Source organism: Acinetobacter sp. MD2(2019), from assembly GCF_035615615.1.
Lineage (GTDB): Bacteria > Pseudomonadota > Gammaproteobacteria > Pseudomonadales > Moraxellaceae > Acinetobacter.
In genome coordinates this window covers 1-24,781 of the sequence record NZ_VTDU01000016.1, presented here as the reverse complement: position 1 = coordinate 24,781, position 24,781 = coordinate 1, and the positions used below count along the sequence as shown (strand labels likewise).

General features: G+C 40.1%; 24 protein-coding genes and 1 pseudogene. 11 read left to right on the top strand and 14 right to left on the bottom strand.

All coding sequences use genetic code 11. From position 1 onward, the window contains the following. Positions 1–8 precede the first annotated feature (8 nt). The 5 genes from tsaB to fghA all read left to right on the top strand — a co-directional run bounded on the left by tsaB (position 9) and on the right by fghA (position 4,762). Positions 9–671: a tRNA (adenosine(37)-N6)-threonylcarbamoyltransferase complex dimerization subunit type 1 TsaB gene (tsaB, locus tag I2F62_RS09435; RefSeq protein WP_324626765.1), complete on the top strand. Its 663-nt coding sequence runs from the start codon at positions 9–11 to the stop codon at positions 669–671. Positions 672–683: 12 nt separating this feature from the next. Next, entirely contained in the window at positions 684–1,505 is an 822-nt protein-coding gene (locus I2F62_RS09430) for an undecaprenyl-diphosphate phosphatase (RefSeq protein WP_324626764.1), read from the top strand. Continuing rightward, positions 1,505–2,317 carry a class I SAM-dependent methyltransferase gene (locus tag I2F62_RS09425; protein WP_324626763.1) on the top strand — a complete coding sequence of 271 codons (813 nt, stop codon included), beginning with the start codon at positions 1,505–1,507 and terminating at the stop codon, positions 2,315–2,317. The genes I2F62_RS09430 and I2F62_RS09425 overlap by 1 nt, the downstream gene beginning before the upstream one ends. A 122-nt stretch (positions 2,318–2,439) precedes the next feature. Beyond that, complete coding sequence (locus I2F62_RS09420; RefSeq protein WP_324626762.1) at positions 2,440–3,858, top strand: C13 family peptidase; 1,419 nt, start codon at positions 2,440–2,442, stop codon at positions 3,856–3,858. Positions 3,859–3,928: 70 nt separating this feature from the next. Next, positions 3,929–4,762, top strand: coding sequence for an S-formylglutathione hydrolase (gene fghA / locus I2F62_RS09415; protein WP_324626761.1), 834 nt, complete (start codon positions 3,929–3,931; stop codon positions 4,760–4,762). A gap of 194 nt (positions 4,763–4,956) precedes the next feature. Here the strand turns inward: fghA and I2F62_RS09410 are convergent, their stop codons facing one another. The 5 genes from I2F62_RS09410 to I2F62_RS09390 all read right to left on the bottom strand — a co-directional run bounded on the left by I2F62_RS09410 (position 4,957) and on the right by I2F62_RS09390 (position 8,184). After that, a complete protein-coding gene (locus I2F62_RS09410) occupies positions 4,957–5,403 on the bottom strand; it encodes a DUF2147 domain-containing protein (protein ID WP_324626760.1) in 447 nt (148 codons plus the stop codon). A 64-nt stretch (positions 5,404–5,467) separates the two neighbouring features. Continuing rightward, on the bottom strand, positions 5,468–6,136 hold the full coding sequence (locus I2F62_RS09405; protein ID WP_324626759.1) for an LrgB family protein: 669 nt from the start codon (positions 6,134–6,136) through the stop codon (positions 5,468–5,470). Between the two features lie 14 nt (positions 6,137–6,150). Beyond that, entirely contained in the window at positions 6,151–6,522 is a 372-nt protein-coding gene (locus I2F62_RS09400) for a hypothetical protein (protein ID WP_324626758.1), read from the bottom strand. Positions 6,523–6,583: 61 nt separating this feature from the next. Beyond that, positions 6,584–7,909, bottom strand: a complete 1,326-nt coding sequence (gene hflX, locus I2F62_RS09395) for a ribosome rescue GTPase HflX (RefSeq protein WP_324626788.1) — start codon at positions 7,907–7,909, stop codon at positions 6,584–6,586. A 134-nt stretch (positions 7,910–8,043) separates the two neighbouring features. Further along, positions 8,044–8,184 (bottom strand): hypothetical protein, encoded by a 141-nt coding sequence (locus I2F62_RS09390; protein ID WP_324626757.1) that lies wholly within the window; start codon positions 8,182–8,184, stop codon positions 8,044–8,046. Between the two features lie 180 nt (positions 8,185–8,364). Between I2F62_RS09390 and I2F62_RS09385 the strand changes: the two genes are divergently transcribed. Next, the gene (locus I2F62_RS09385) at positions 8,365–9,174 is read left to right on the top strand and encodes a lysophospholipid acyltransferase family protein (protein ID WP_324626756.1); all 810 of its coding nucleotides are present in this window, start codon (positions 8,365–8,367) and stop codon (positions 9,172–9,174) included. Between the two features lie 75 nt (positions 9,175–9,249). Here I2F62_RS09385 and I2F62_RS09380 read toward each other — a convergent pair whose 3' ends face one another. After that, positions 9,250–10,860, bottom strand: coding sequence for a phospholipase D family protein (locus tag I2F62_RS09380; RefSeq protein ID WP_324626755.1), 1,611 nt, complete (start codon positions 10,858–10,860; stop codon positions 9,250–9,252). A gap of 79 nt (positions 10,861–10,939) precedes the next feature. Between I2F62_RS09380 and I2F62_RS09375 the strand changes: the two genes are divergently transcribed. After that, complete coding sequence (locus tag I2F62_RS09375) at positions 10,940–11,950, top strand: metallophosphoesterase (protein WP_324626754.1); 1,011 nt, start codon at positions 10,940–10,942, stop codon at positions 11,948–11,950. A gap of 62 nt (positions 11,951–12,012) precedes the next feature. Here the strand turns inward: I2F62_RS09375 and polA are convergent, their stop codons facing one another. Then, a complete protein-coding gene (gene polA, locus I2F62_RS09370) occupies positions 12,013–14,772 on the bottom strand; it encodes a DNA polymerase I (RefSeq protein ID WP_324626753.1) in 2,760 nt (919 codons plus the stop codon). A 352-nt stretch (positions 14,773–15,124) separates the two neighbouring features. Between polA and I2F62_RS09365 the strand changes: the two genes are divergently transcribed. Further along, the gene (locus tag I2F62_RS09365) at positions 15,125–15,391 is read left to right on the top strand and encodes a hypothetical protein (protein WP_324626752.1); all 267 of its coding nucleotides are present in this window, start codon (positions 15,125–15,127) and stop codon (positions 15,389–15,391) included. Positions 15,392–15,585: 194 nt separating this feature from the next. Here the strand turns inward: I2F62_RS09365 and I2F62_RS09360 are convergent, their stop codons facing one another. Then, complete coding sequence (locus I2F62_RS09360) at positions 15,586–16,056, bottom strand: Lrp/AsnC family transcriptional regulator (RefSeq protein ID WP_324626751.1); 471 nt, start codon at positions 16,054–16,056, stop codon at positions 15,586–15,588. Between the two features lie 133 nt (positions 16,057–16,189). Here I2F62_RS09360 and I2F62_RS09355 point away from each other — a divergent pair, with 133 nt between their 5' ends. Next, on the top strand, positions 16,190–17,230 hold the full coding sequence (locus tag I2F62_RS09355; RefSeq protein WP_324626750.1) for a zinc-dependent alcohol dehydrogenase family protein: 1,041 nt from the start codon (positions 16,190–16,192) through the stop codon (positions 17,228–17,230). A 224-nt stretch (positions 17,231–17,454) separates the two neighbouring features. Here the strand turns inward: I2F62_RS09355 and I2F62_RS09350 are convergent, their stop codons facing one another. The 6 genes from I2F62_RS09350 to I2F62_RS09325 all read right to left on the bottom strand — a co-directional run bounded on the left by I2F62_RS09350 (position 17,455) and on the right by I2F62_RS09325 (position 23,677). Then, positions 17,455–18,048 (bottom strand): hypothetical protein, encoded by a 594-nt coding sequence (locus I2F62_RS09350; protein ID WP_324626749.1) that lies wholly within the window; start codon positions 18,046–18,048, stop codon positions 17,455–17,457. Further along, positions 18,045–19,625, bottom strand: a complete 1,581-nt coding sequence (locus I2F62_RS09345) for a TniQ family protein (protein ID WP_324626748.1) — start codon at positions 19,623–19,625, stop codon at positions 18,045–18,047. Before I2F62_RS09345 ends, I2F62_RS09350 begins: the two co-directional genes overlap by 4 nt. After that, on the bottom strand, positions 19,622–20,575 hold the full coding sequence (locus I2F62_RS09340; protein WP_324626747.1) for a TniB family NTP-binding protein: 954 nt from the start codon (positions 20,573–20,575) through the stop codon (positions 19,622–19,624). Before I2F62_RS09340 ends, I2F62_RS09345 begins: the two co-directional genes overlap by 4 nt. Then, on the bottom strand, positions 20,565–22,442 hold the full coding sequence (locus tag I2F62_RS09335) for a Mu transposase C-terminal domain-containing protein (RefSeq protein WP_324626746.1): 1,878 nt from the start codon (positions 22,440–22,442) through the stop codon (positions 20,565–20,567). The genes I2F62_RS09340 and I2F62_RS09335 overlap by 11 nt, the downstream gene beginning before the upstream one ends. A 1-nt stretch (position 22,443) precedes the next feature. Continuing rightward, the gene (locus tag I2F62_RS09330; RefSeq protein ID WP_324626745.1) at positions 22,444–23,151 is read right to left on the bottom strand and encodes a hypothetical protein; all 708 of its coding nucleotides are present in this window, start codon (positions 23,149–23,151) and stop codon (positions 22,444–22,446) included. A 262-nt stretch (positions 23,152–23,413) separates the two neighbouring features. After that, complete coding sequence (locus I2F62_RS09325; protein ID WP_324626744.1) at positions 23,414–23,677, bottom strand: hypothetical protein; 264 nt, start codon at positions 23,675–23,677, stop codon at positions 23,414–23,416. Between the two features lie 243 nt (positions 23,678–23,920). On the opposite strand from I2F62_RS09325, the gene I2F62_RS09320 reads away from it, so the two are divergent. Together I2F62_RS09320 and I2F62_RS09315 are read left to right on the top strand one after the other, a co-directional pair. After that, on the top strand, positions 23,921–24,658 hold the full coding sequence (locus I2F62_RS09320; RefSeq protein WP_324626743.1) for a hypothetical protein: 738 nt from the start codon (positions 23,921–23,923) through the stop codon (positions 24,656–24,658). Further along, positions 24,633–24,781: pseudogene (locus tag I2F62_RS09315) on the top strand (IS3 family transposase); the annotation flags it as partial. The gene I2F62_RS09320 and the pseudogene I2F62_RS09315, both read left to right, overlap by 26 nt.

Here is a 24,781-nt window from a genome sequence, read left to right as displayed (position 1 = left end):
GGTTACACATGAAGTTGCTGGCCCTTGAAACAGCCAATGAGCAGTGTTCGGTTTGTCTAGTCAATGACGATCAACCGGTCTTTTTCCAATTGGACAATCAAGCAAAGGCACAAACGAGAACCTTACTTCCTTTGATTGAACAAGGTTTACAGCAAAATGATTGGCAAACCAGTCAATTAGATGTAATTGCATTTAGTCGTGGGCCGGGCTCATTTAGTGGCGTGCGCATTAATGCTGCCGTCACCCAAGCCTTAGCATGGGCCAATGATCTTCCTGTGGTTGCAGTTTCAACCCTACAAGCTTTAGCGCAAGCGGCCTACCGACTACAACAATTAACACAAGTCACAGCTGTTTTAGATGCGCGTATGCAAGAGGTTTATATTGCCAACTTTGTGTTAGATGCGCACGGCATCATGCAAGCCGTGAGCGAAGAAAAATTACTCAGTTATGCTGCTGCTCAAGCCGAAATACAATTTACTGTGGTGGGGTCTGGGGCGCATTTGCTGCAGCCCGAAAACACGTTTGGCGATATCACCCCCACAGCACAAGACATTGCTTCAATTGCAATTGAACTTGCAAAACAACAACACTGGGTCAGTGCGGAACAAGCCTTACCTGTTTATTTACGCGACAACGCTTGGAAAAAAATTCCAGAGCAGGGCAAGCCTTAATTAGGAATCTCTATGGATTTAATTTTACTGTTTAAAGCCGCCATTATGGGGCTTGTAGAAGGGATTACAGAATTTCTTCCGATTTCAAGTACAGGACATTTAATTCTAGCCGGTCAATTACTCGATTTTTGGACACCTGAAAAACGCGATATGTTTGCAGTTGCTGTGCAGATTGGTGCAATTGCAGCGGTGATTTATGAATATTGGGGCAAACTTTGGGGTGCATTGATTGGTGCCTTAACAGGCGATGCACAAGGCCGCCGTTTAAGTTTAAATTTAATTGTTGCCACTATTCCCATTATGATCATTGGTTTGACCATCGGTGAAACGGTAAAAGCTTATTTATTTAATGCAGTGACAGTGGCATTGGCTTTAATTGTCGGTGGTTTTATTATTCTATGGGCCGAGCGCCGAGCGCATACAACCACCTGTAATGAAGTTGAAAATTTAAGTTTTAAACAAGCCAGCCTAATTGGTTTAATTCAATGTTTGGCACTTATTCCGGGTACATCACGTTCAGGTTCAACCATTATCGGTTCGTTATTTCTGGGTGTTTCACGTAAAGCTGCCGCTGAATTCTCATTCTTTTTAGGGATTCCGGTTTTAATGGGGGCGGGGCTATTAGACTTATTTAAGATGCGCCACCAATTAACTGGTCACGATTATGAAGTGCTCGGTGTGGGCATTATTGTGGCATTTATTTCGGCTTTATTGGTGATTCGTGCCTTAATTCGCTACGTATCGCGTCACGACTTTAGCGTATTTGCTTATTATCGAATTATTTTTGGTCTCTTAATTTTAATCACTTGGTGGACAGGTTGGGTACATTGGTAATGCATTTTCAATGTTGGTATCTGCCTGAATGTGAAGCACAAGTGGCTGCGCTTCAATCGCGATTAGCCGAGCTGAATGTAACCATTCAGCCGGTAATGACTGAAAAAATTAATGCCAAATTTTTACGATTAAACCCCGAGATGGCGTTAGTTTTAGACCAAGAAGGCTTGAGTCTGAGTGCCCAAGGCATGAAAATGCAACCGAATTGGTTGGCCGAAATTCCACGTTTAAAACGCGCCACTTTAAAAACCGAAATGTTGGCTCGGGCGTGTCAGTGCAATGAAAAACCAAAACTGTTGGATGCAACTGCAGGCTTAGGACACGACACCTTGTTGATGGCGCGCTTTGGGGCAAATGTTACGCTAGTCGAGCGCCATCCTGTGTTATTTGCATTATTGGAAGACAATCATCGCCGTGCCATGCAAGATACCTATTTGGCGCCCATTGTGGCCAATATTCATTTAATTCATGCCGATTCAGCACAATATTTACAGCATTTGCAGCAGCAACAAACAGATTTTGATGTGGTCTATTTAGACCCGATGTTTCCGCAACGTGACCAAAACCAAAATGCAATTAAAAAACAGGCGCAGGTGAAAAAACAAATGCAGTTATTGCACATGTTATTGCCAGAACATGGAGAAATGGATTTGGGCGATCATTTACTAGAGTTGGCAAAAGCGATTACCAAAAAAGTGATTGTTAAGCGTCCAAGACATGCCGTTTATCTAAATAATGCTGCTCCACAGCATCAATGGCTAGGCGATGCCTGTCGTTTTGATGGTTATTTTAATCATCAAGAATTGCATTAAGTCGATTTATGCCGCAAAGTTACATAAATTTTGCATATGAGATTAAAATCACATTGCGAAATAAAAATGCAAGTTTACACTAAGACCAGCAAAGAGCCCATTCGCGCATTAGCAGACCCTTTATGATAGACCTGAAACCGTCCATTAATTTTTGGCATGACCTGAAAAGTAACCAAAACGCTGGTTTGTGGTTGTTTTTAGGTTCAAGACGCTCCTTGCAAATTGTGCATCCCTCTATCTTTCAGCTGATTTTTTGGGGGGCGATTGCCGCAGGCGTTAATACCTTATTTAGTTGGTTAGTTGCAGGGCAGGTCGGGCATTTTAATTCTCAGGGGTTAGTCAGTTATGCGCTGTGGCCGTTTATTGCCTTAATTGTTGGGATCTTTTTATCTCAGCGAACCAATAATCCACGGTTAATGCTCGTTCCCGCTTTATTGTGGTTGGTTTTAGACGCCAATATATTATTCATTCAAAGTATTTTGCAGTACCTTGGTAATCAGGGTTATTTAGATTTCTTGCCAGACAGCATCTATAACATTTTGCCTAACTTATTTATGGTGCTGTTTGTTTGGCAAAGTTTGGCAGTTATTTGGGTGTTCTCGCGTGAGCTGAAATGGCCGTGGTGGGAGCGCGCATTAATTATGTTTGCCACCATTTGTACTTTGGTGGTTTGGCAAATGTCGGTAAAAAATGAACCGATTTGGAAAGTGGACGATGTTGCGCCAACTCTTGCTGAAGATGCTTTTTATGCCCAGCCCAACTTATTAACCAAAGCCTTAGAACAAGTCCAATTTGGCGATTTTTCCGAAACTCATTGGTATTTTCTAGGTGTGGCCGGTGACAGTTACGATTCGGTATTTAGTTCTGAAATACAACGGATTAAGTCGCAATTTGATACACGTTTTGGAACTTTTGGTCGTTCGATTGCGTTGGTGAATAATCCAGATACACGCACCACGTTACCGATTGCTTCGAAAACCAGCATTCAAATGGCATTAAATCGCATTGCACAGCAAATGAATAAAGAAAGTGATGTGCTATTTTTATATATGACATCGCATGGCGAGCCGAACCATTTTGAATTAGAAAATGCACCGATTGATTTAAAACAAGTCGATCCAAAATGGCTGCGTGAGGCCTTAGATAAATCGGGCATTCGTTGGCGTGTGATTGTGATTTCAGCATGTTATTCTGGCAGTTTTGTTTCTGCATTGCAGTCGGATAATACTTTGGTGATTACTGCATCGGCAGCCGATCGCTCATCTTTTGGTTGTAACAGCGAAGCCGATTATACCTATTTTGGTCGAGCCTTCTTCGATCAGGCCATGCGTGAAAAATCGAGCTTGCATGATGCCTTTACTGAAGCACAAAGCACGGTTGCAAAATGGGAAAATGCGCAAGGCTTTGAGCCTTCTGAACCGCAGTGGTCTTTGGGTAAAAATATGGAATTAATGCTTCCGCAGCTGGAAAAACATCTGTTTCCAGAGCCAAGTACCGTTGCACCTGCCAGCATAAATACCGTGGTAAATCATTCACAATAGCGCGAAAAAACGATATATTTTAATGCGCTTTAGACAACATAATTTATTGACTTGATTGGGGTATTTATTCATGCAAAGACAAGAACGACATGCTTCATTTGGCGGTCGGCAAGAAGTCTATCAACACCATTCAAACGTACTTCAGTGCGACATGAAGTTTTCAATTTATATTCCACCGCATCAAGACCATCAAAAATTACCTGTTGTGTATTGGCTGTCGGGCTTAACCTGTAACGAACAAAACTTTATTACCAAAGCTGGTGCGCAAAAATATGCAGCCGAGCACCAAGTTATTATTGTTGCACCCGATACTAGCCCGAGAGGCGATAACATTGCGGACGATGCTGCCTATGACTTAGGCCAAGGTGCAGGCTTTTATGTCAATGCAACGCAGCAGCCGTGGTCAGACCATTATAAAATGTATGATTATATTGTGGATGAACTACGCAACTTAGTTGACCAAAACTTCCCGACCAATAAAGTGCAAAGCATTATGGGGCATAGTGCGGGTGGACATGGTGCATTAGTGATTGGTTTAAGAAATCCAGATATCTACAAGAGCATTTCTGCATTTTCACCGATTGTTGCACCAACCCAAGTGCCTTGGGGCCAAAAAGCCTTCACTGCTTATTTGGGCGAAGACCAAGCGCTGTGGGCCGAGTACGATGCGGTGCAGTTGATTCAAGCCAGTTCGATGCGTTTGCCTATTCTGGTCGATCAAGGCACAGAAGATACCTTCTTAGCAGAACAGCTTAAACCTGAACTTTTAGCAAAGGCCTGCCAAGAGAAAAACTATCCGATCACGCTGAACATGCGAGAAGGATACGATCATAGCTATTACTTTATTGCAAGTTTCATCGAAGCGCATATTCAATTTCATGCACAGTTTTTAGCTCAGTCATGAAACTGAGATTGAGCTGCTGAGTTTGATGGTAAGCAGCCGCCCATGTTTTATTGATTATGCAGATCTCTACTTAAACAAACATTGCAGCAATCTTTATGTAATCTGCAATCCAATTTACGTTTTTGCAGTTAAAATAAACTTTTGGTTTATATTTTATAGTGAGCATGCAACAACGTAATCTTACAATTTAATGCTTAATCTCGAATCCATGTTTGGCTGCGGCCTAAAGCAGAAATGCCTAAATATCCGCGAAGGAATAATATTTTTCCATTTGGGCTTAAACGTGCTTTAACGGTATAGATTTTCCCCGTAAGTGGGTCTAAGACTTTGCCATAATCGAATGAATTATTGCCAACATCTTGAAGGTTTTGAATAATTTCTAAACCTAAAATCGGCTTATTGGTAAAGGGTGCAGGACAATTGACACACGTTTCTTTGGGCGTATAGTCGGGGCGCGGGGTGATTTTTACAATTTTTCCGCTGTACACACCGCTTGCCGTTTGGCTAATTTGAATCAGGGCTTTGGCTGAACCGGTTTTATCATCGATATTTTTCCAAACCCCTTGAATATCTGCAGCATAAACAGCGCTGTTACCACCCAAGATCAAAACAAAAAGGCTGAAGAGTATTTTAGATTTCATTTTTTTTATCCTCGTTATAGTATTCTTTTGAATTACATATGCATACAGATCATGTATATGTCAGCTATTGCAATAAATGAAATGCCAAGGGCAGCCAAATGGCGGTAAACACGCCATTTACAGCCATGCCAAATGCGGCATAACGTCCTGCCACAGGGCCGCGTTGCCATGCTTGAACCGTGCCAATGGCATGCGCTGCAAGCCCTAAAGCTAAGCCTGACGCACGTTCATCGTGAATATTTTTTAAAATTAGCGATGAGAAGCTTGCACCGATTAAGCCCGATAAAATCACAATTAAGATGACCAAACTGACCGGCGAGCCGACTAAATTTGCAATATTAATGGCAATCGGTGTGGTGACTGCACGGGTGGTAAAAGCCAAAATGGTTGGATGCGCCATATGTAAAACATAGGCCAAACTGACTGGTAGCACCACCGCACTGAGGCTTGCAAAACATAAAATGCCTGAGAGTGATTTTAACGGTAAATCGTCATAGCGCATGGTCGCCAAAGGAATGGCTAAGGCCACTGTCACATAGCCCAATAAGCGCCCAAAAATATCGTGCGTGCCTTGTGAATATGCATCATAAGGCAGTCTGACCAGTGTAAGCATGGCAATCACACAAAACATTCCAAGCACCAATACCGGTACACGAGAAAAATAACGGCTCAGGCGTTTGGCAATGAAGTAGCAAATAAAAGTGATGAAAAAGGATTCAATGATAAGTAACACGATATTGCTCCTTGTTATAGCCAGTGCTTAGACATTTTGGCATAGACCCATAATGGAATAAGGGTGCTGACGCATAAAATGAATAAAAACAATGGAATTTCCTTACCCATATGGACTAAAGTTAGCAATGAACCTGCACAGACCGGTAAAAAGGCAAAAGCACTTTCGCGCATAATTTTATTGTTGGTATCGACAAGGCGTAGCGAAATCGGTTTGAATTTTCGCCAAATCAGCATACATAAAAGTAAGGAAATTAAGCCGACCAAATTTCCCAATTCGGGAAACTGCAGTTTGGTCATGACCCAAAGAGCAGCTTCTCTAAAAATAATAATTAAGCTAATGTTGCCAATCCAGGCTTGCCAATCTATTTTAGTTATTCCATTCATGTATCACTTCACAGAGATATTGTATTTAATCTAATCCTGTTCAGTTTTACTCCATATCGGCTTAAATTTCAAACGGCTCTAGTGGGCGTTTGAACTGACTGGCGCGTTCACCTAAAATTTCATCTAAGGATAAATTTAACTTTTGGATGATTTCTTTAAGCTTGTGTGGGGCAATCATAATTTCTAAAACTAAATTGCCTTCATCGTCATATTGTTCCGATTGAATCACATTCAAATTATAAAGTTGTGTGCGCAGCTTGCCGTAAATGGGTTTTAATTGCAGTGTAAATGACTGAATTTGACCCATTAAACTTTCTTGAACGGCTTGGCGTAATAGCGGCAGGCCTTGTCCTGTATGCGCTGAAACATAGACGCGATCGGGCACATCGGGCGCTGCATAAATGATTTTATCTGCCTCGCCACTACAATCAATTTTGTTATAGACTCTTAAAATGGGCACATCTACACCAATTTCATTGAGCACTTTTTCAACGGCATCAATTTGCTCTAGCATGTCTGGGCTACTGCTATCAATCACGTGTAACAACAGTGTCGCTTCAAGGGTTTCTTCTAAAGTGGCTTTAAAAGATTCGACTAAAGAGTGAGATAAATTGCGCACAAAACCAACCGTATCGGCCAAAACCAAGGTGCCAATACCATCCCAATTAAGCCGGCGTAAGGTCGGGTCTAAAGTTGCAAACAATTGGTCTGCTGCATAAACATCGCTGCGGGCTAAAATATTAAATAAGCTTGATTTACCCGCATTGGTATATCCCACCAACGATACCGTGGGAATATCTGCCTTTTTACGTGCCGCGCGACCTTGAATCCGCGTTTGACGTACTTTTTCAAGCTTAGTTTTTAGTTGCCCCATGCGCACGCGCAGTAAACGACGATCTGTTTCAAGTTGCGATTCACCCGGCCCACGCAAGCCAATACCGCCTTTTTGACGGCTCAAGTTGGTCCATCCACCGACCAATCGAGTCGATAAATATTCAAGCTGCGCCAATTCAACTTGTAGTTTGCCTTCGTGAGTACGCGCGCGCTGAGCAAAAATATCCAGAATAAGACCGGTGCGGTCAATGACACGACATTTTAAAATTTTTTCTAAATTTCGTTTTTGTGCAGGCGAGAGTGCATGGTTAAAAATAACCAGTTCAATTTCAAGTTCTTCAACGCGCAATGCAATTTCTTCCGCTTTACCTGAACCAATAAAAAATTTTGGATCGGGTTTTATGCGCTGAGCAGGAATAATCTCTTGAATGTTGGCGCCGGCAGATTTTGCAAGCAATTGAAATTCTTCAGCATCAAGATCATCCAGCAACTGTACCGACACATTGACTAATAGGGTGTTTTCACCCCCTTGATGTTGTTCAATAGAAACCAATTCGCTCGTACTCACCTCAGGTATTTAACTGCTATTGTAGTTAAATCTGTGATATGAGGCGAGCTTTGCATGAGAATGAGCGGTATCTTTTAAACAAAATGGGAGCTATAAGGTTTGAAATGAAATGGTTAGGGTCACATAAAATGCATTAAGTAGTGATCGAAGAATACAAAAGCACCAGAATAGAAAATGCTCCAACCCACAATCCATTTTAGGGTGTGTAACATAGGTTTAATATGTTGTTTTACGATAACTGGATTCACTACAAAGTTCATAGCGCTCTCCTTAAATGATTATTGCTGATTCATTCAGCATAGATAATTTTGCAATTTAAATACAATTGAAAATCATTATCGTTATCTTCGGTTATTTGAATGAATATTGCAACTTTTTTTGCACAATAAATGTATCGCTTTATAATGAGCTAATATTTAGCTTAGTGTTCAGAACAAAATATGACTCAACAACTCGCTCAGCCGGTAGAACAGCAAAAGAAAGGACTTGCACGTGTATTTCACTTTGCCAAAAAATTAGGCAATAGTGTTTCGGCAGTGAGTGAAGGGTTTTATGTGGTCTATCGTCATCAGCTTTACAAACAACCCAATGCCCCTGAAAACACCCGTTATGTGCAATGGTTTTGCCGCCGTTTATGTAAAGTGTTTAATATTGAGGTTCAAATCCATGGTGATGCCGCACAGCGAGATCCGGCATTATGGGTGAGTAATCATGTGTCGTGGTTGGATATTCCGGTGCTTGGTTCGGGGGCAAGAGTGTTCTTTTTGGCCAAAGCCGAAATTGAACAATGGCCGTTGTTAGGTAAATTGGCTAAAGGCGGCGGTACCTTGTTTATTAAACGCGGTTCTGGCGATTCCCTGCGGATTCGTGAAGAAATTGCTAAATTTTTAACTCAAGGCATTCCGGTTTTATTTTTTCCAGAAGCGACCACCTCAGATGGAACTTATATTAAGCGTATTCATGGGCGTTTGTTGGGCGCGGCCATTGAAGCACAACGTCCGGTCCAAATTGCCTTAATTGCCTATGTGAACCAGCAGGGTGAACTTGACCACGTTGCGCCCTACTTTGGGGATATTTCTTTTACCGACCATGTCAAGCGTGTGCTTGAAATGCCCAAAGTGACCGCACATTTGATGTTTTTACCGCGGATTGATGTGACTGGCAAAACGCTTGAAGTATTAACCAAAGAAGTGCAAGAGAACATGCAAAAAGGCTTGCAAGCGTTACATCAGAATATTTTAGCGGTTTAATGCATCAATCATAATATTTCAAACTTTCATGAATCGGCGTAGAGCATTAAGCCTTCGCTGATTCAATGCTCAGTGTTACATCATGCCTTCAATCGGTAACCACGAAATAAACTGTAAACCGGCTTTTTGCCACCATTTCATTTTCGGTTCTTTATTATAAATTTGCTCTGGTGGCGGCGTGGTGCGTAACCATTGAATATTTTGTTGTGGCGACAGTTGCAGTTGATAACTGTATTTGCTCAAATCGTTGTTCATGGTGGTATGAATGGCCGAGGCAAGACTTGGGCTATTCAGCAGCACACCAATTTCGGTATTCAGTCGTGCCGAGCGTGGGTCTAAATTAAATGAACCAATAAAGACTTGTTTGTCATCAATCGTCATCATTTTGGCATGTAAACTTGAACGGCTTAAGCCTTTTAAACTGAGTTTGGTTTCTTTGGCAATTTTTGGTGTTTCAGGATTCAACGCCAAATTGTCGAGCGTGGGTAAAAATTCATATAATTTTACCCCGCTTTGTAACAGTTCTGGGCGATATTTTGAATAAAACGCATGCACCAACCAAACATCGTTGGCTTTAAACGAGTTGGTTAAGACGCGAACCTCTACGCCTTTTTTGGCCAAATCAGAAAGCATTTTGGTGCCATTTTTTTCTGGTACAAAATACGCTGAAATAATATCTAAGTTATGTTGTGGCTTTTCAACATACTGACTGAGCTGAGTATTTAAATATTCTGGCGCGGTGGCTTGATCGCGAATTTTATTCGGAGAATCTTTTACAACCACAGCTTTGACCCAGTCGAATTCAATGCTTTTATTCAGCCATGTGTCAAAATCGCGTGAATGATTGGCCAAATTCAAATAATTTTGTACGGTAATTTTTTTATAATGCGCATCGAGTTGCTGTTTTAAACTTGCATAGCGCAATTGATGCCGTTGTGAATTGACAATTTGCCTCACCGGATAAGCATAACGATCGTTCCAATAATCATCGAAGGAAGTGGAAATATCGTTCACGGCCTGACCCACAAGCAATACATCGATATCTGAAAATTGATAATTATTGCTGGCATTATAATATTGGTTGCTCATGTTGCGACCGCCAATTAACGCCACTTGATGATCGACAATAAAGCTTTTGTTATGCATGCGGCGGTTAATTCGTTTTAAATCCAGCAACATATCCATGGCTCTAAAATTACGAAAGCGATATGGATTATAGAGTTTGACTTGGATATTCTGATGCTGATCAAGCGCTAAAAAAATACCTTCCATTTTTTTCGCATTGTTATCATCGATCAGTAAACGTACTTTAACCCCACGATCGGCGGCTTGAATAATATTGTGCAAAGCCAATGCGCCAATGTTGTCGTTATCCCAAATGTAATATTGCAGGTCTAAGGTTTTTTCGGCTTTGTTAATTAAATCGAGACGTGCGGAAATCGCTTCAAGCGGGTCATATAAAACATGATACCCTGTTAAATTCGGGTTGGCGGTTTCAAGCGGTTCGATAAGTTTTGCAAGATGCGTCTGAGAGGTGTTGATATCGCTGGCATGCACAAGTGGTTGAGGCTGAAATTTTGGCAAAGTATTACATGCACTTAAGTTTAGTGCGAGTGCAATTACGCCACAGAGTGGAAAAATGCTTTTCCGATCAAGGCGTTTCCATGAATGTTGATGTTTTGCCATAAAATCTCAATTTAATATAATCACCAAGTGGTAATGCTGACAGCAGTTGCAAAATGACCCCCAAATTTTGAGAAGTACTATGTCGAATTTTAATTCAATTGTTTCAATTTTCTATATCATTTTTATTACCATGGCAATTGGGGGAATTGTACAGGCGTGGAAAAGTCAGTCAAGAACAGAAACTATTCATCCGTTTAAATCCTTTGTGCATTTATTGTTTTTTTATCTGTCGTATTTATTATTTCCACTGCTCATTTTTTCCATCTTTCAAGGTTGGCAGGGTGAGTTTAGTCTGCACGAAAGCATTTTTATTGCGTCGTTGTGTGCTGTGCTGATTTATGCACGTTTTATCGAACCGCAGCATATTCGCGTGCAGACCTTACAATATCAATTGTGTCCCGAACGCAGTTTTCATCAACCGTTTAAAATTGCCTTAATTGCAGATTTACATATAGGGCTTTTTTCTGGACGTGAACAGCAACTTAAAAAAATTGTAGCGAAAATTAATCGTGAGCAACCCGATATTGTGGCGGTTGCAGGGGATTGGACCTATGAACCTGAAAACCGATTAGCCGAAGAGCTAGCGATATTAAAACAAATTCAAGCACCGGTTTATTCGGTAAATGGCAATCACGATGAACAATATCCCGGTCCGCCCATTCAAACCTTATTACAAGATGCGTTAGCGCAAAATCAGGTGATGGATATTGAAGGGAAAATTGTTGAATTTGACGAATTTCGCCTGATTGGCGTAGGCGATTTATGGGCGGGAAAAACCGATATGCGTGTTTTGCCGCAGTTACCACAGGACAAACCTTGGGTAATTTTATCGCATAACCCCGATACGGTAGATATGATTCCGCCGTTGGCGACACGACCGTTAATGTTGTCTGGTCATACTCATGGCGGGCAGGTGGAGTTGCCGTGGCTAACTTCTTATATGATGAAACGCGTATCCATTTTAGGGCACAAACACGGCTTGTATCAGCATGAGCATGCCGATGTATTTGTTACGGTGGGCACAGGCATGGTCGGTGTTCCGTTTCGATTTCGTGTTCCTCCAACCATTGATATTATCGAGCTGATTTAAACTTGCTACACAAAAAAGGCAGTCCACTCACGGACTGCCTTTTTTATGGGTTACCAGCGATTTTAATGCGCTTCATCCCAGTTTTGACCTTGTCCAATATCCACAATCAGTGGCACGGAAATTTCAAGCACCGATTGCATGGCATCGGCAATTTTAGGGGCAAGCGCCGCCGCATGTTCCTCATCGACTTCAAACACCAATTCATCGTGAACTTGTAACAGCAGTTTGGCGTGTTGCTGCGGCAGTATTTTTTGCACTTGAATCATGGCAAGTTTAATAATATCGGCGGCACTGCCTTGCAATGGCGCATTAATTGCCGCGCGCTCAGCCGCTTTACGCACCATCATATTTTTGGCGTGAATATCTGGCGTATATAAACGACGCCCCAGCACGGTTTCCACAAAACCTTGTTCAGAGGCAATTTGGCGTGTGCGCTGCATATATTCGTATACGCCCGGATAACGATGGAAATATTGCTTAATATAATTTTGCGATTCTTCACGGGTGAAGCCCAATTGACGAATCAAACCAAATTCCGACATGCCATAAAGTAATCCGAAATTCACCGCTTTCGCTTGGCGACGTTGGTCATTCGTGACGTCATCAAGAGCGATGCCCAATACTTCGGCTGCCGTTCTACGGTGGACATCTTGACCATTTTGGAAGGCATTCAATAATGCCTCATCTTGAGAAAAATGCGCCATTAAGCGAAGTTCGATTTGTGAATAATCGGCAGCCAATAAAATACGCCCTTCGGGTGCAATAAAGGCTTTACGAATTTGGCGACCAATTTCACCACGAATGGGAATATTTTGAAGGTTCGGGTCGGATGATGATAAGCGACCGGTTGCCGTCACGGCTTGGTGGTAACTGGTGTGCACCCGCAACGTTTCTTTACTGGCTTGTTCAACCAAGCGGTCGGTGTAGGTGCTTTTGAGTTTCGCTAAGCTACGGTGTTCTAAAATGGTTTGTGCAATCGGATGCTCAATTTTTTCAAGTACACTTTCACTGGTGCTGTATTGACCTGTCGCTGTTTTTTTGCCGCCTTTAATTGCCAGTTTATCAAATAAAATTTCGCCAACTTGTTTGGGTGAGGCGATATTAAATGCCTGACCGGCCAGTGCGACCGCTTGGTCTTCTAAACCTTGCATAGTCTTGGCAAATTCATCACTCAATTGCGATAAAAATTCGGGATTGAGCAAAATACCGTTTTCTTCCATGTGGGTCAGCACTTCAGCCACAGGCATTTCGATATTGTGCAGCATATTCACCAATTCAGGGCTATGCGACAGCTTTTCAGACAACACTTCAAATAAACGATAGGTAACATGGGCATCTTCTGCGGCATAATGCGCAGCCACATCTAATTCAATTTGGTTAAAGGTTTTTTGTTTAGCCCCTTTACCAGCAATTTGTTCGAAGGTGGTGGTCAGGTGGCTTAAATATAATCGAGCGACATCGTCCATGCCGTGGCGGGTGGCTGTGGCATTTAAAATGTAAGAGGCCAACATAGTGTCAAAGAACCAACCTTTTAACTCGATCCCATGATTTTTAAAAATGTGTGCATCGTATTTTAAATGATGACCAATTTTTTGAATGTTGGCATCTTCTAAAATCGGTTTAATCTGCGCCAAAACATGGTCACGATTTTGCTGTTGCGGTGCATTTTCATAATCGTGTGCGAGCGGTACGTAATAGGCATCTTTGCCATCGAACGCAATGGAAAACCCCACCATTTCTGCATGACGATAATCCAAACTGGTGGTTTCAGTATCAATGGCAAAGCGTTTTGACTGCTGCATACGTTCGAGTAACTGTTGCCAATCGGCATCTGTTAAAACGGTGTGATAAATGGCTTCACCGAGTTGATCGTCTTGACTGGTTTGCTGTGCATGATCTTCAATTGCGCTTACAGGTGCATTCGCGGTTGGAGCGATGGTTGGCGTTTGTTTGTAGGCTTGGTTGTCTGGATTATGCGGATGATCTAACGATTGCAGCTGATTTCTAAACTCAAGTTCGGTATATAACGCGCGCAGCTGCTCCACATTGGCATTGCCCAGTTTTAAGTCGTGCCAATCTAGCGCTAATTCTAAATTACATACAATACTTGCCAATTGATGGTCTAGGGTAATGCCTTCAACATTGTCTTTTAAATTTTGACCAACGCGACCTTTAATTTTATCGACATTTTCTAAAATACCACCAATGCAGCCGTATTCATTTAGCAGTTTTGCCGCGGTTTTTGCACCCACACCTGGTACGCCCATAATGCCGTCAGACGCATCGCCCATTAAGGTTAAATAGTCGACAATTTGGTCTGGACGGACGCCAAATTTTTCAATGACACCATCAACATCTAAAACACGCTCTTTGAAGCTGTCTTCTAAGGTCACTTTTTCGGTAACCAATTGTGCCATGTCTTTATCGCCGGTTGAAATAAGCACATTATGCCCTTCAGCCACCGCACGATGGGTTAATGTACCAATAATATCGTCGGCTTCGGCGCCGGGTAGCATATATAACGGAATGCCCAATGCGCGAATGAGTGCATGCAGATAGGGGATTTGTTGGGAGAGTTCTTCGGGCATGCTTGGGCGGTCGCCTTTGTAAATGGGCGAAAGGGCATGGCGAAATGTCGGTTCAGGCGTATCGAAAATGACCGCCATATGCGTAGGCTGTATGCGACGCATTAATTTTTGAATGGCAGAGATTGCGCCACGTACCGCATTGGTATTTAAGCCTGTCGAGGTGGTCAGTGGGGGAATCGCATGGTAGGCGCGAAATAAAAAATAAGACCCATCGACCAATACAAATGGTGGCATTCTCAAATTCCTAAAACAATATGTTCGCCATTTTACGTGAAAACGCAGCAGAATGCAGAGTTAAAAAAATGCGCAGTTTTTTCTGAATGTGTATTTGCGAAATGGAGTATTCATGCAACGGCGTAGTTAAATTTTACCATTGAGTACAATATTGAAATGTTACTTTATCGGTAGATGGCTATCATCCTAAGCCGTGTAGTCGTATAATTTGCGCGCATCATTTGGAATATGACCTTTGAGTTTTTATTCTATTTTTTAAGCTTTAATCGCCGATAGAAATTTATTGTGTGATGATCTTTTTTTTGGCATGTCAGTTTATTTTGCCAGTCTGTTTTTTTAATAGGAGTTTTTTATGGCTGTAAATCAAAAACCAACTAAAAATAAAAGTTGGATGTGGCTCGCAATTGTAATTGCTTTTGGAATTGGGTTTCTTGGATTGCTCTTTTATTGCGTAAGCTCTGACAATAAAGAAATTGAGCAATATTCAAAACAATGGCGTTCGACTGGGGACAAAGAAGCATCCATGCCAATGGATATGTCCAACATGAATCACGCGGGCATGTCTGCGTCTGAAATGCAGCAGATGGACATGAGCGAAATGAAACACGATAAAAAATAAATAGAATTTTTGAATTTGATTCACGCACAATTCATCGGGCAGTGACTTTTTCACGTTGCTGTCGGATTGAATTGAGGTGAGGGTTTCTTCATCTTCATTGATGTATTTTAATGATTGCTAATGCTGCCGATTTTGCTTCTATCCTTTAAAAATATTGCTGAATTTGCAACCTTACTGATATGAAACATCGCATATTAAAGTAAATCTAAGGGCAGACCATGTGTGGTCTTAAGCTCTCTTAACGAAATACTCGAACTGATATTGATGACGCCGGGTAATTTACGCAACACCTTTTCAATAAAGCGACTGTAATCATCCAAATCTTTGGCAACGACTTGTAATAAAAAGTCTGTTTCACCGGTGATATTGTGACAGCTTAAAACATTCGGACTGGACTGAATAATAAATTCAAAGGCTTTGGTGCTTTTCTCATCGTGTTGCGAGCAGACAATTTGCACAAACGCCATCACACCTAATCCTAGTTTTTTTCGATTTAAGATGGCTTGATAGCCTTCTATAATTGTGTTTTCTTCTAAATTTTTTTGCTTTCTCCAACAAGATGCTTCACTTAACGAAAGTTGCTCGGCTAATTTTGTATTGGAAATGCGACCATCTTTTTGCAAAGTATTCAGAATGGATAGATCGGTTTTATCAAGTTTTTTCATAGTGAAAGAAAATTTCAGAATTAAATGTTAAATATGCGTTGTGAAGGAATGTTTTCAAAATTGGATTAAGATTGAATCATAATTTCTAATAAAAGATTCATAATGATGAAATGATCCATTTTAATGATTATATATGAAAGCTATTGTTTATGAATCTTTTTCGACTGCACCTCAATTAATGCATGTGCAAGACCCAACACCAACCCAACATGGCGTAGTGATTAAAGTTATGGCAACTGGCGTTTGCAGAAGCGATTGGCATGGCTGGAAAGGGCACGATCCTGATATTCAGCTGCCACATGTGCCGGGGCATGAATTTTCTGGCGTTGTCGAGGCAATTGGTGCGCAAGTTCAGAATTGGAAAGTGGGGGATCGGGTCACTGTGCCATTTGTTTCCGGCTGTGGTCATTGCTCTGAATGTCATTCGGGAAATCAGCAAGTTTGTGATAATCAATTTCAGCCAGGGTTTACCCATTGGGGATCTTTTGCAGAATATGTGGCAATTGATCAGGCAGATTTAAATTTAGTGCAATTGCCAGAAAATATTGATTTCACCACTGCCGCAAGCCTAGGTTGTCGGTTTGTAACGTCTTTTCGAGCAGTGGTCGATCAGGCTAAAACGTCTGCGGGTCAGTGGGTGGCAATTCACGGTTGTGGTGGTGTGGGTTTGTCGGCCATTATGATTGCCAATGCCATTGGCGCGAATGTGATTGCAATTGATATTTCTGATGATGTTTTGGCCTTGGCTAAAAATTTAGGCGCGGTTGCCACGTTAAATGCTGCACAAACACCTAATATTGCAGAAGCGATTCGTGAAATTACCAAAGGTGGTGCACATGTGTCTTTAGATGCGTTAGGCAATCCAATGACATGTTTTAATTCAATAGATAGTTTACGTAAACGTGGCAAGCACATTCAAGTAGGTTTAATGCTTGGCGATCATTCAACCCCTAAAATACCGATGGCTAAAGTGATTGCCAATGAGTTAGAAATTTATGGTAGTCACGGCATGCAAACCCATCGCTACGATGCTATGTTTACAATGATTGCAAGTGGGAAATTACAACCGCATAAGTTAATTGGACGAACCATTAATTTAAAGCAATCGATTGCTGCACTTATGAATATGGATAAATTTGAAGTGGCTGGCGTTACGGTTGTGAATCAGTTTTAATTATTTAGATAAAAGAAACCGCCATGAATGGCGGTTTTTTATGACAAACAATGTGTCGCTTGACGACGGCGTCATGCGACACATTATTTGTCATTTCTAGATTAGGAACTTCAATAATTTAGAAAGCCTTGCGACACATGATGACAAAGTTCAGCGACACAATCTCTGTCATTTTTTTGATAGAACGACACAACCTCTGTCAATTTTTGAAATGATGAAACTCTCTACGACGTAAATCTCAGATTAAGCAGGAAATGATAAAATATAATTTCTTTACTTTTTCTAAATCTTGTTTCTTTAGCAATCCATAACTGGTCGTTATCTTCGAGAACATTAATTTCATGAATTTTTGGTTTAGAAAAAGAAACATATTCTTTCCTATTGATTAATGTCTTGTATCCATCAGAGAGCGATTCAAAGCTAGGTACATCACAATAAGCCATAATAAATAATGGGCTTAAAGCTTCGTTGTCGTATCCTGCAATTTTATCTAAATGCTCTTCAATCACCGTTGTATCAACTGAAAACAAGCGAAAGGCTTCAAAAAGGCTAATTCTAGTATTGTCAGAACCTGTTATATATCCATCAATTTCCCCTGGACTTTTGGCAGAAGATGATTCACCTCCACGTTTCTGATCTCGCAAACCAATACGAGCTTCAGACATACGTTTATCAAATAAAGAAGTAAACCAATCATTTATTAAATCTTCTTTTGTAATCCTATAGTTAGTTTTTTGTGGTGAAGAAATACTATGAATGTTTAAATTCTTCTTTCTAAGTAATAGCTCAAGGCTAATATCTTGGATAATATTTTTCAAAAATTCATGAGGTTCTGTGTGATCCCTTTGTTAATCAAAACAGAAACTTTATTGGGACTAATGTTTAAGTGTTCTGCTGCTTCATTTAATGAGAAAAAATCTTGTTTTGTTTCTAATGGGGTAACGCCTTTTTTAGGCCTGCCTGTGCGAGTAGGATATTGTGTTATTTCATCGAAATCATGTTTCTTTAGATGATTAACGGAGCGCTTAAGATAGATATTGAGTGGGGATGCATTGATATACGGTCCATGTATAGGGGAAACTCCTATACTTGCTAGTTTTTCAACAAGATTTGTGGGATTAATGCCTAGTTTCTTTGCAAGTGTTGAAGCAAGGATATATTCCTTTTGAAAACTTCCTAGCTTTATAAGAGAATATCCTTTAGCAGCTTTTGCATCATTACAAAGTTGATCTAAGTCGAACCATCCCATGTTTGTTAATTTACGGGCAGTTTCGTAGTGTATATCGAGATTTTGGGCAATGTCTTTTAAACCTAATGATTTAGGAGAAGAGAGAATCTTCTTCATACGAGGTTTTTGTAATAAAGGTTTATATTGGCTTATTGTTAAAAAGTCTTCAATGAGATGGCTAGGAATGGGATCATAGTAATGTTTGCACTCACCGAGTTTTAGAAAGTCTTGATAAATCCAATAGTTGAGCGTTATCTTCGCAATACCTAAAACCAATCTTAATTCAGCGCTTTTTATATCAATAATACAGCTTGCATCACTACGTGTATAAACGTGACACTTTGCCTCTACTAAAGCTATGTAATGCCTAAAGAATCTATCGTACTTCAAAAAAGGGAGTAGTTGAATTCTAGGATGTGCTAGTTTAATACGCTGGTTGATCAGTGTACTCAATCTATCAATGGATTGATTAGGAGCATTAAAATATTCATATGTCATTTTTAATGCTGCTTCCATGTCCATGGAGTTATCAAGTTTAGAAAAGCTAAGTATTGAGCGCCAGTAGGCAGTGAAGTGTTTAAAGAATTCATTTGAATCATGATTAAGAATTTCAAGAAACCATCTAATGACTCGTATCGAAGAACATTTAATCTTAGGTGCATCTTGCAATAGCGCATGGCAATGACTGCACTTTGTCACTCCTGAGCTAAGCATTATTGAGTATCCACATTGATAACATTCATCGACAAGGAAAATAGAGTGTATTGGACATGCATATAAGGGTTGTAAAAGCCAAATTTTTTTAAAAAATGGCTGCTCTTCTATGCATTGTGGGCAATAAGAATAGGGATAATATTTGAGTAAATTTTCATGTAGTTCTATATTGCTCCATTTTTTCGCTGATCGGCTTGTGGGGCCAGATTTTGCAAAAGCAAGACTTTGATGATTTAAGTCAATATTAAGTAGTTGTAATATATACTTAAAACGTGGAAGATCTACTAAGCTACAATTAGGTGCGTTTTTTGCTAAGAAGTGGTTCTGTTCTTTATTAATTAATCTCTCTATAGATGAATGTTTATTAAGATCAGCAATTCTAGCTAAGAAGCTCTGTGCTGATTCGCCATCATAAGGAATGGGATGAATAAGAAGGTTGCGAATTAATGTCATGAGTACTCCTTTTTTAGAGTACTAGCTAGACTTGATAAAGACATTTCAAAAGGATTGGTTATTTGTTTACTGATAAATGACGTAATCCCTAGGTTCCAAGCCTGACTAAAGTCATTAATAGTTATGGTATTTCTATTTTCTGCCAAGGCAATTGCCATGCTTTCACGTATTAAGCTCATGACATAAGCATGATAGCCTTTTGTTGCTGTATATATTTGTACTCTCAATAGAAAGTTATCAAAATCTGGCGAAAATGAAATTTGAATTTCTGATGCCCTATGACTGACTTCTTTGAGAAAAGGGTAAAGTGTTCCTGGCGAGGTTTGATTACCTAAAGTCAAAGGATTTAATTGATAGTGGAAAGGGAATCGCCTCGCTATTTGACTATCAACTTGAATGAGTTCTGCAAATTCAGGTAAACCAACGAGACAAAAGCTTATACCTGTTTCATTGACTAAGGTCTTAAGCCAATTGCCCACTGTAATATTTAAACGGGTAGATGTTGCTTTACGTTCAAATAAATGATGAAACTCATCAAGAAAAACAAGCTTGGTTTCACACTGCTGTAGTAAATAACCTAACCGATCTGTTAGGTAGGAGGTTGTACCTGTGTGATGCGATGGATCCCCTAGCTTCTGTAACATTGTTACTGCTAATGACTTCACGGTAGCGGGTGAAGGAACTTCAACATAGAATGCGGGAATAATCGTTTTTTTGCGATCTTTTTCTATTTTAATGGTTCGTGGCATTTGGCTCACAATCGTATTACATAGTGTTGTTTTTCCAAGACCACCTTTTGCTAGAAGCATACTTCCAATAGGTTCTTTGTACGCGATACTGCGCTCCGAACATTGTTGGATTCCATTAAAAGCCTGCATGAATTCATCAGAAGTAATTACGATTTCGTTAAGTTGACTTATATGTTCATAGATAGATTGATTATTTATCATTTCTTTTCACCTTAAGCGAACCAAAACTTACAGCTGGTTGTTGAGCATTCTGTTGCTGGGGAATAGCTGTGAGTTCTTCGTTACTTGGATAAGAAGTTAGCTCGGACTCAAGTCGTGTAAGCTGTTTAGGTAGCTCAATTTTTAGTTGCTTCAGTTTTGGTTTTTTACGGACAAGATCATTTTGTATATCTTTCATAAGCAGATACAAATTATAAAGATCCACGTATTTCCCCAGCCTTTGTCTATCAGATTCCGACATCTGTTTTTTACGCTTCTGAACTTCCAGATGAACACTGCGAGATAGGTTATACGTGTATTCAGGTTGAGTAGAGTCTGCTTGAATGACCAGATTCTTTTTATCTGGATGTGTGATATAAACTTTGCTCAGATCTAAATCATCAACAAGTACAGTAACTTTTTTGATGCCGTCAGCTTTCAATGTAGTGAGTGCGTGTGAAAAGTAGCTAAGCCCATCAATAATCACTTGCCCATGATTGATATTTCGTTCAACTGGTCTTCTACAAATAATATCAGCATCGGTTTTAGTTAATGAGGAGGGCTTAATCTGTTCAATAGCATCATTCCAAGCAAGAAGAGGTGCTCGTCCAGTAGTACTGTGTATTGTTTGCTGATAAACCGTGTTTATCCAGGAGTCGACGTATTCTTTAACCTTGTCTAAAGTAAGGCTGGCTTTACCATATGAGTCATATTCCCCTCGTGCCGTAGGATTAGAGAAAGTTGTACCAAGAAGTTTTTGCAGAATACTTTCTGTCAATGTGCCAAAAAAACGTTCGATATGAGGTTTATTGTTTGGTGTCCCGATTTGCGCCGGGGTGATAGTAATTTTTAGTTGTTCACATACGCGTGCTAATGAGTTATTTTTAAATTCGACTCCATTATCTGGAATGATAATAGAAGGAATGCCACCTGGTAGATCTTGATTAGGGCGTGTAATCATGTCTTTGATTAAGGCTAAAGTTGTCAATGCACTCGGTGGAAACATACTGATGTAAGTCCCGACAACTGCACGTGAATATGTATCAATCGCACAAGCGAGGAACGGTCGCCCGAGTGCTCGCCCAGTTTCAGGATCAATGACAATGATATCTAAATAATGGGTGTCTATTTCTACGGTATATAGAGCAAAGGGACTTGGCGTACTTATACCAGCAGCTTGAAAATATTTGCGAGCGATACGACTTCCTTTCTTAACTCGCATTTCAATATATGGATCTAATTTTGCAATAGTACGCTGTATGGCTCTACGGCTAGGCAAATATTCAAGAGAAATATTTTGTTCTATAAACTTGCCTAACACGAATGCCCTCACATCTTTGCTTGTTCGATGTTCTGGTTGTAGATAGATCTCTGAAATTCCTTGATTGATGATTTGATAGACTTCAGGTGGATATCTTAGTGTCCTGTTGCCTTTACCTTGCTCACTTAGGCTGAGAGTGCTATTACTACTCAATCGATATTGCAATATCCAGCGTGCAACAGTTCTTGCTGATGGTGGAGAGGCATCTTCAATTTCTAATGCAACTTCTTGAATGAGTTCTTGTAGTGGTTCAATAGAAGTGGGGGCTGTCAATTTTGCTAGGGCAGTTAGTACATAGCGTTCCTTGCGACGAATGGTTGAACAACTGTCTGGATTGATGAATAGTTTTTCTGGAGCGAAGACACATTGAATTTCTCCATTTTTATATCGTGTTTCAAATGTACTCATGGAAATAGAACATGGTTTTCCTCCTGCAATTGTTGCATAGCGGATTACACCATAATTGGATGAAGTGATTTCGAATACATGTTCATGATCAGCAATAGTAAATCGAAGTCCTGGTTGGGGGATGAATAATGGCTTTTCCATTTTAAACCTCCTCACCTGAATAATAATTTTTGCGGCTGATCAATTTGATTACTTCATGAAAAAGTAAGTAGTCACCTAATCGGGGATCGAGGTCTGCTTGTTGCAGGGTTTTATATACTTGCTCGGAATGGTTAAATTTATGAGGCTTCAATACATCTGTTGCGAGCCCAATTTCATATTTTGTCCAAGAGCATGTATGGCCTCGTTGATACCAATGCTGCAATTGTTGAAGGTCTTTATTCGATGGCAATCTTTTCTGATCAATCAGTCGAAATGTAATGTCTAAAGGATGTAGCAAGTTTGCTAACTTAAGAAATTTGTCTAGATCATTTACAGATAGGCTGGAGATATTGGGTTTAATTTCATGAACTTCATATTGGTTGTTGATTGTTTGGACTAAGAAATCTGGGTAACAGAATTCCTTTTCTCCAAGAGCGATTTTGAGAGCTTGAGATCTAAAACATTTAACCTGTGAGTTTTTCTCAAGACAAATAGCATGTGCCAATTCAAGACGACTTTCAGTAGGAATAGAGCCTCCAGATTTTGCGCTGGGGAAAAGTGCAGTTCTTCGGCCATAACAGCCTTGATAGATTTTCCTTTGACCATGGATTGTAGAGGCAAGATTCGGCTCTGCTTTAAAAGCGTTATTAATTTGATTGAGAATAGATTGATGAGGATTGTGTTTATCATCAAAAGAAAAAGCGTACATATAGTATTTCCAGTATGTATAGCCATTCATCCCATTTTTAGGGATGAGTTAATTCTTGCGTAAAAAATACGCAAAACTTGACTGTTGGTTTTATACGGAAGATACTAGGATTCTCACATCTCTATATGTAACCGTATAGAACCAACGGATCCGAAAGGGTCCGTTTTTTATTTGGGTAAAATTTTATGTCATGGCTTACTTCTCCTTATGTTGTTGGCTTTTAATCTGAGTTAATCAGTAGTTTTGATACATTCTTATTTTCTTAAAGTTCTTGTTGCGTGATAGCAGCATTACGCTGTTTGACTAACCACTCTGCAACATCCTTTACCAGTGCATATTTCCCACGACGATTTTCAACTGAAAAGACTGGGATAGGTACAGTTTTTCTGGTAAGTGCTTTTCGGAAGGCATCAGTAGATCGATAGCCTAGAGCTACTCGTAATGCATCATCTGCAATCATCGGGCCATGGCGTTCAAAAAGCTCACGTTCAATGGTTTCTACACTAACTGGAGTGATGTACTGCATTCCGGCTCTGTCCTAGCTTGTCCTATTAATATGATATAGATGGATGGATAGTTATACTAGAAAGGCAAAATCTGTATTAACTTTACTCTATTAATAGTATTTAATTATATAATTTACAAAGACTAATTTAATTTAGGGTTCTGATTTAAAAAAGGGACTTATATGAGAGAGACGTGTCGTAAGAGGCGTGATGATATAGATATTGTGAGAGTAAAACTTTGGTATAACGAGGTGAGATATAGGTTGTCATTAAAAACGTCTTATCAAGTTGAGAAGGCTATTGAACCAATGGCATTTGGGAAAAATGAGTATGGTGATCCTTACCATAACAATAAGTGGTCCGGCTATGCGGCTGGACGGCATACACCTAATAAACGATTAGTTGAATTGGTAGAACAACAGCTACGTGGTACTTCTGAGGTGCTTAATAATATTCTTTGGGAGGCAATACGTGGATACAAGGGCGTGGATTGGCTTATCAAAGAAGGGGTAAGATATTTTCCTTGGGAGATTCAAAGGGTTCTGTATAAATACAACAAAGATGGATTATCTAAAGAGTTATTTTCTTTTTTATATGCGAAAGAGCTTCTGAGACTTGAACGACTAGCTGGATTAGACTCTTTAGCTGCCTTAATTATGTTTTTACGTATTGCAGATAGCAAAAATTATAGAACAGCTGCCTTCGATATAGGATGCTCAATATACCGAGTATTATTAATAGTGTGCACATTTCCCTACTATAGCGAACACAATGCTGAGTTATTGCAGTTGATGCAACGATATGTATTTCCATTAGCTCATGATGGAACTCAGTGCATTGCAGTTGAAAATGAAGAGGATTTCATTTTGGAGGTTGGATATTTACGTAATACTTTTCTTGAGCTGGAGCGTGGACGAGAGAGGTGTGAACCGTACCGGTTTTGTCGGAGACCACTTTTCCTGAGAAACTACTCCGATGAAAAAATCAAACTATACTCCTGAAATCAAAGAACGAGCAGTTCGCTTAGTTCTAGAATCTGAAAAAGATTATCCCTCAAATTGGGCTGCAATCACTGCGATTTCCCCTAAAATTGGTTGTACACCCGAAACATTACGTGTTTGGTA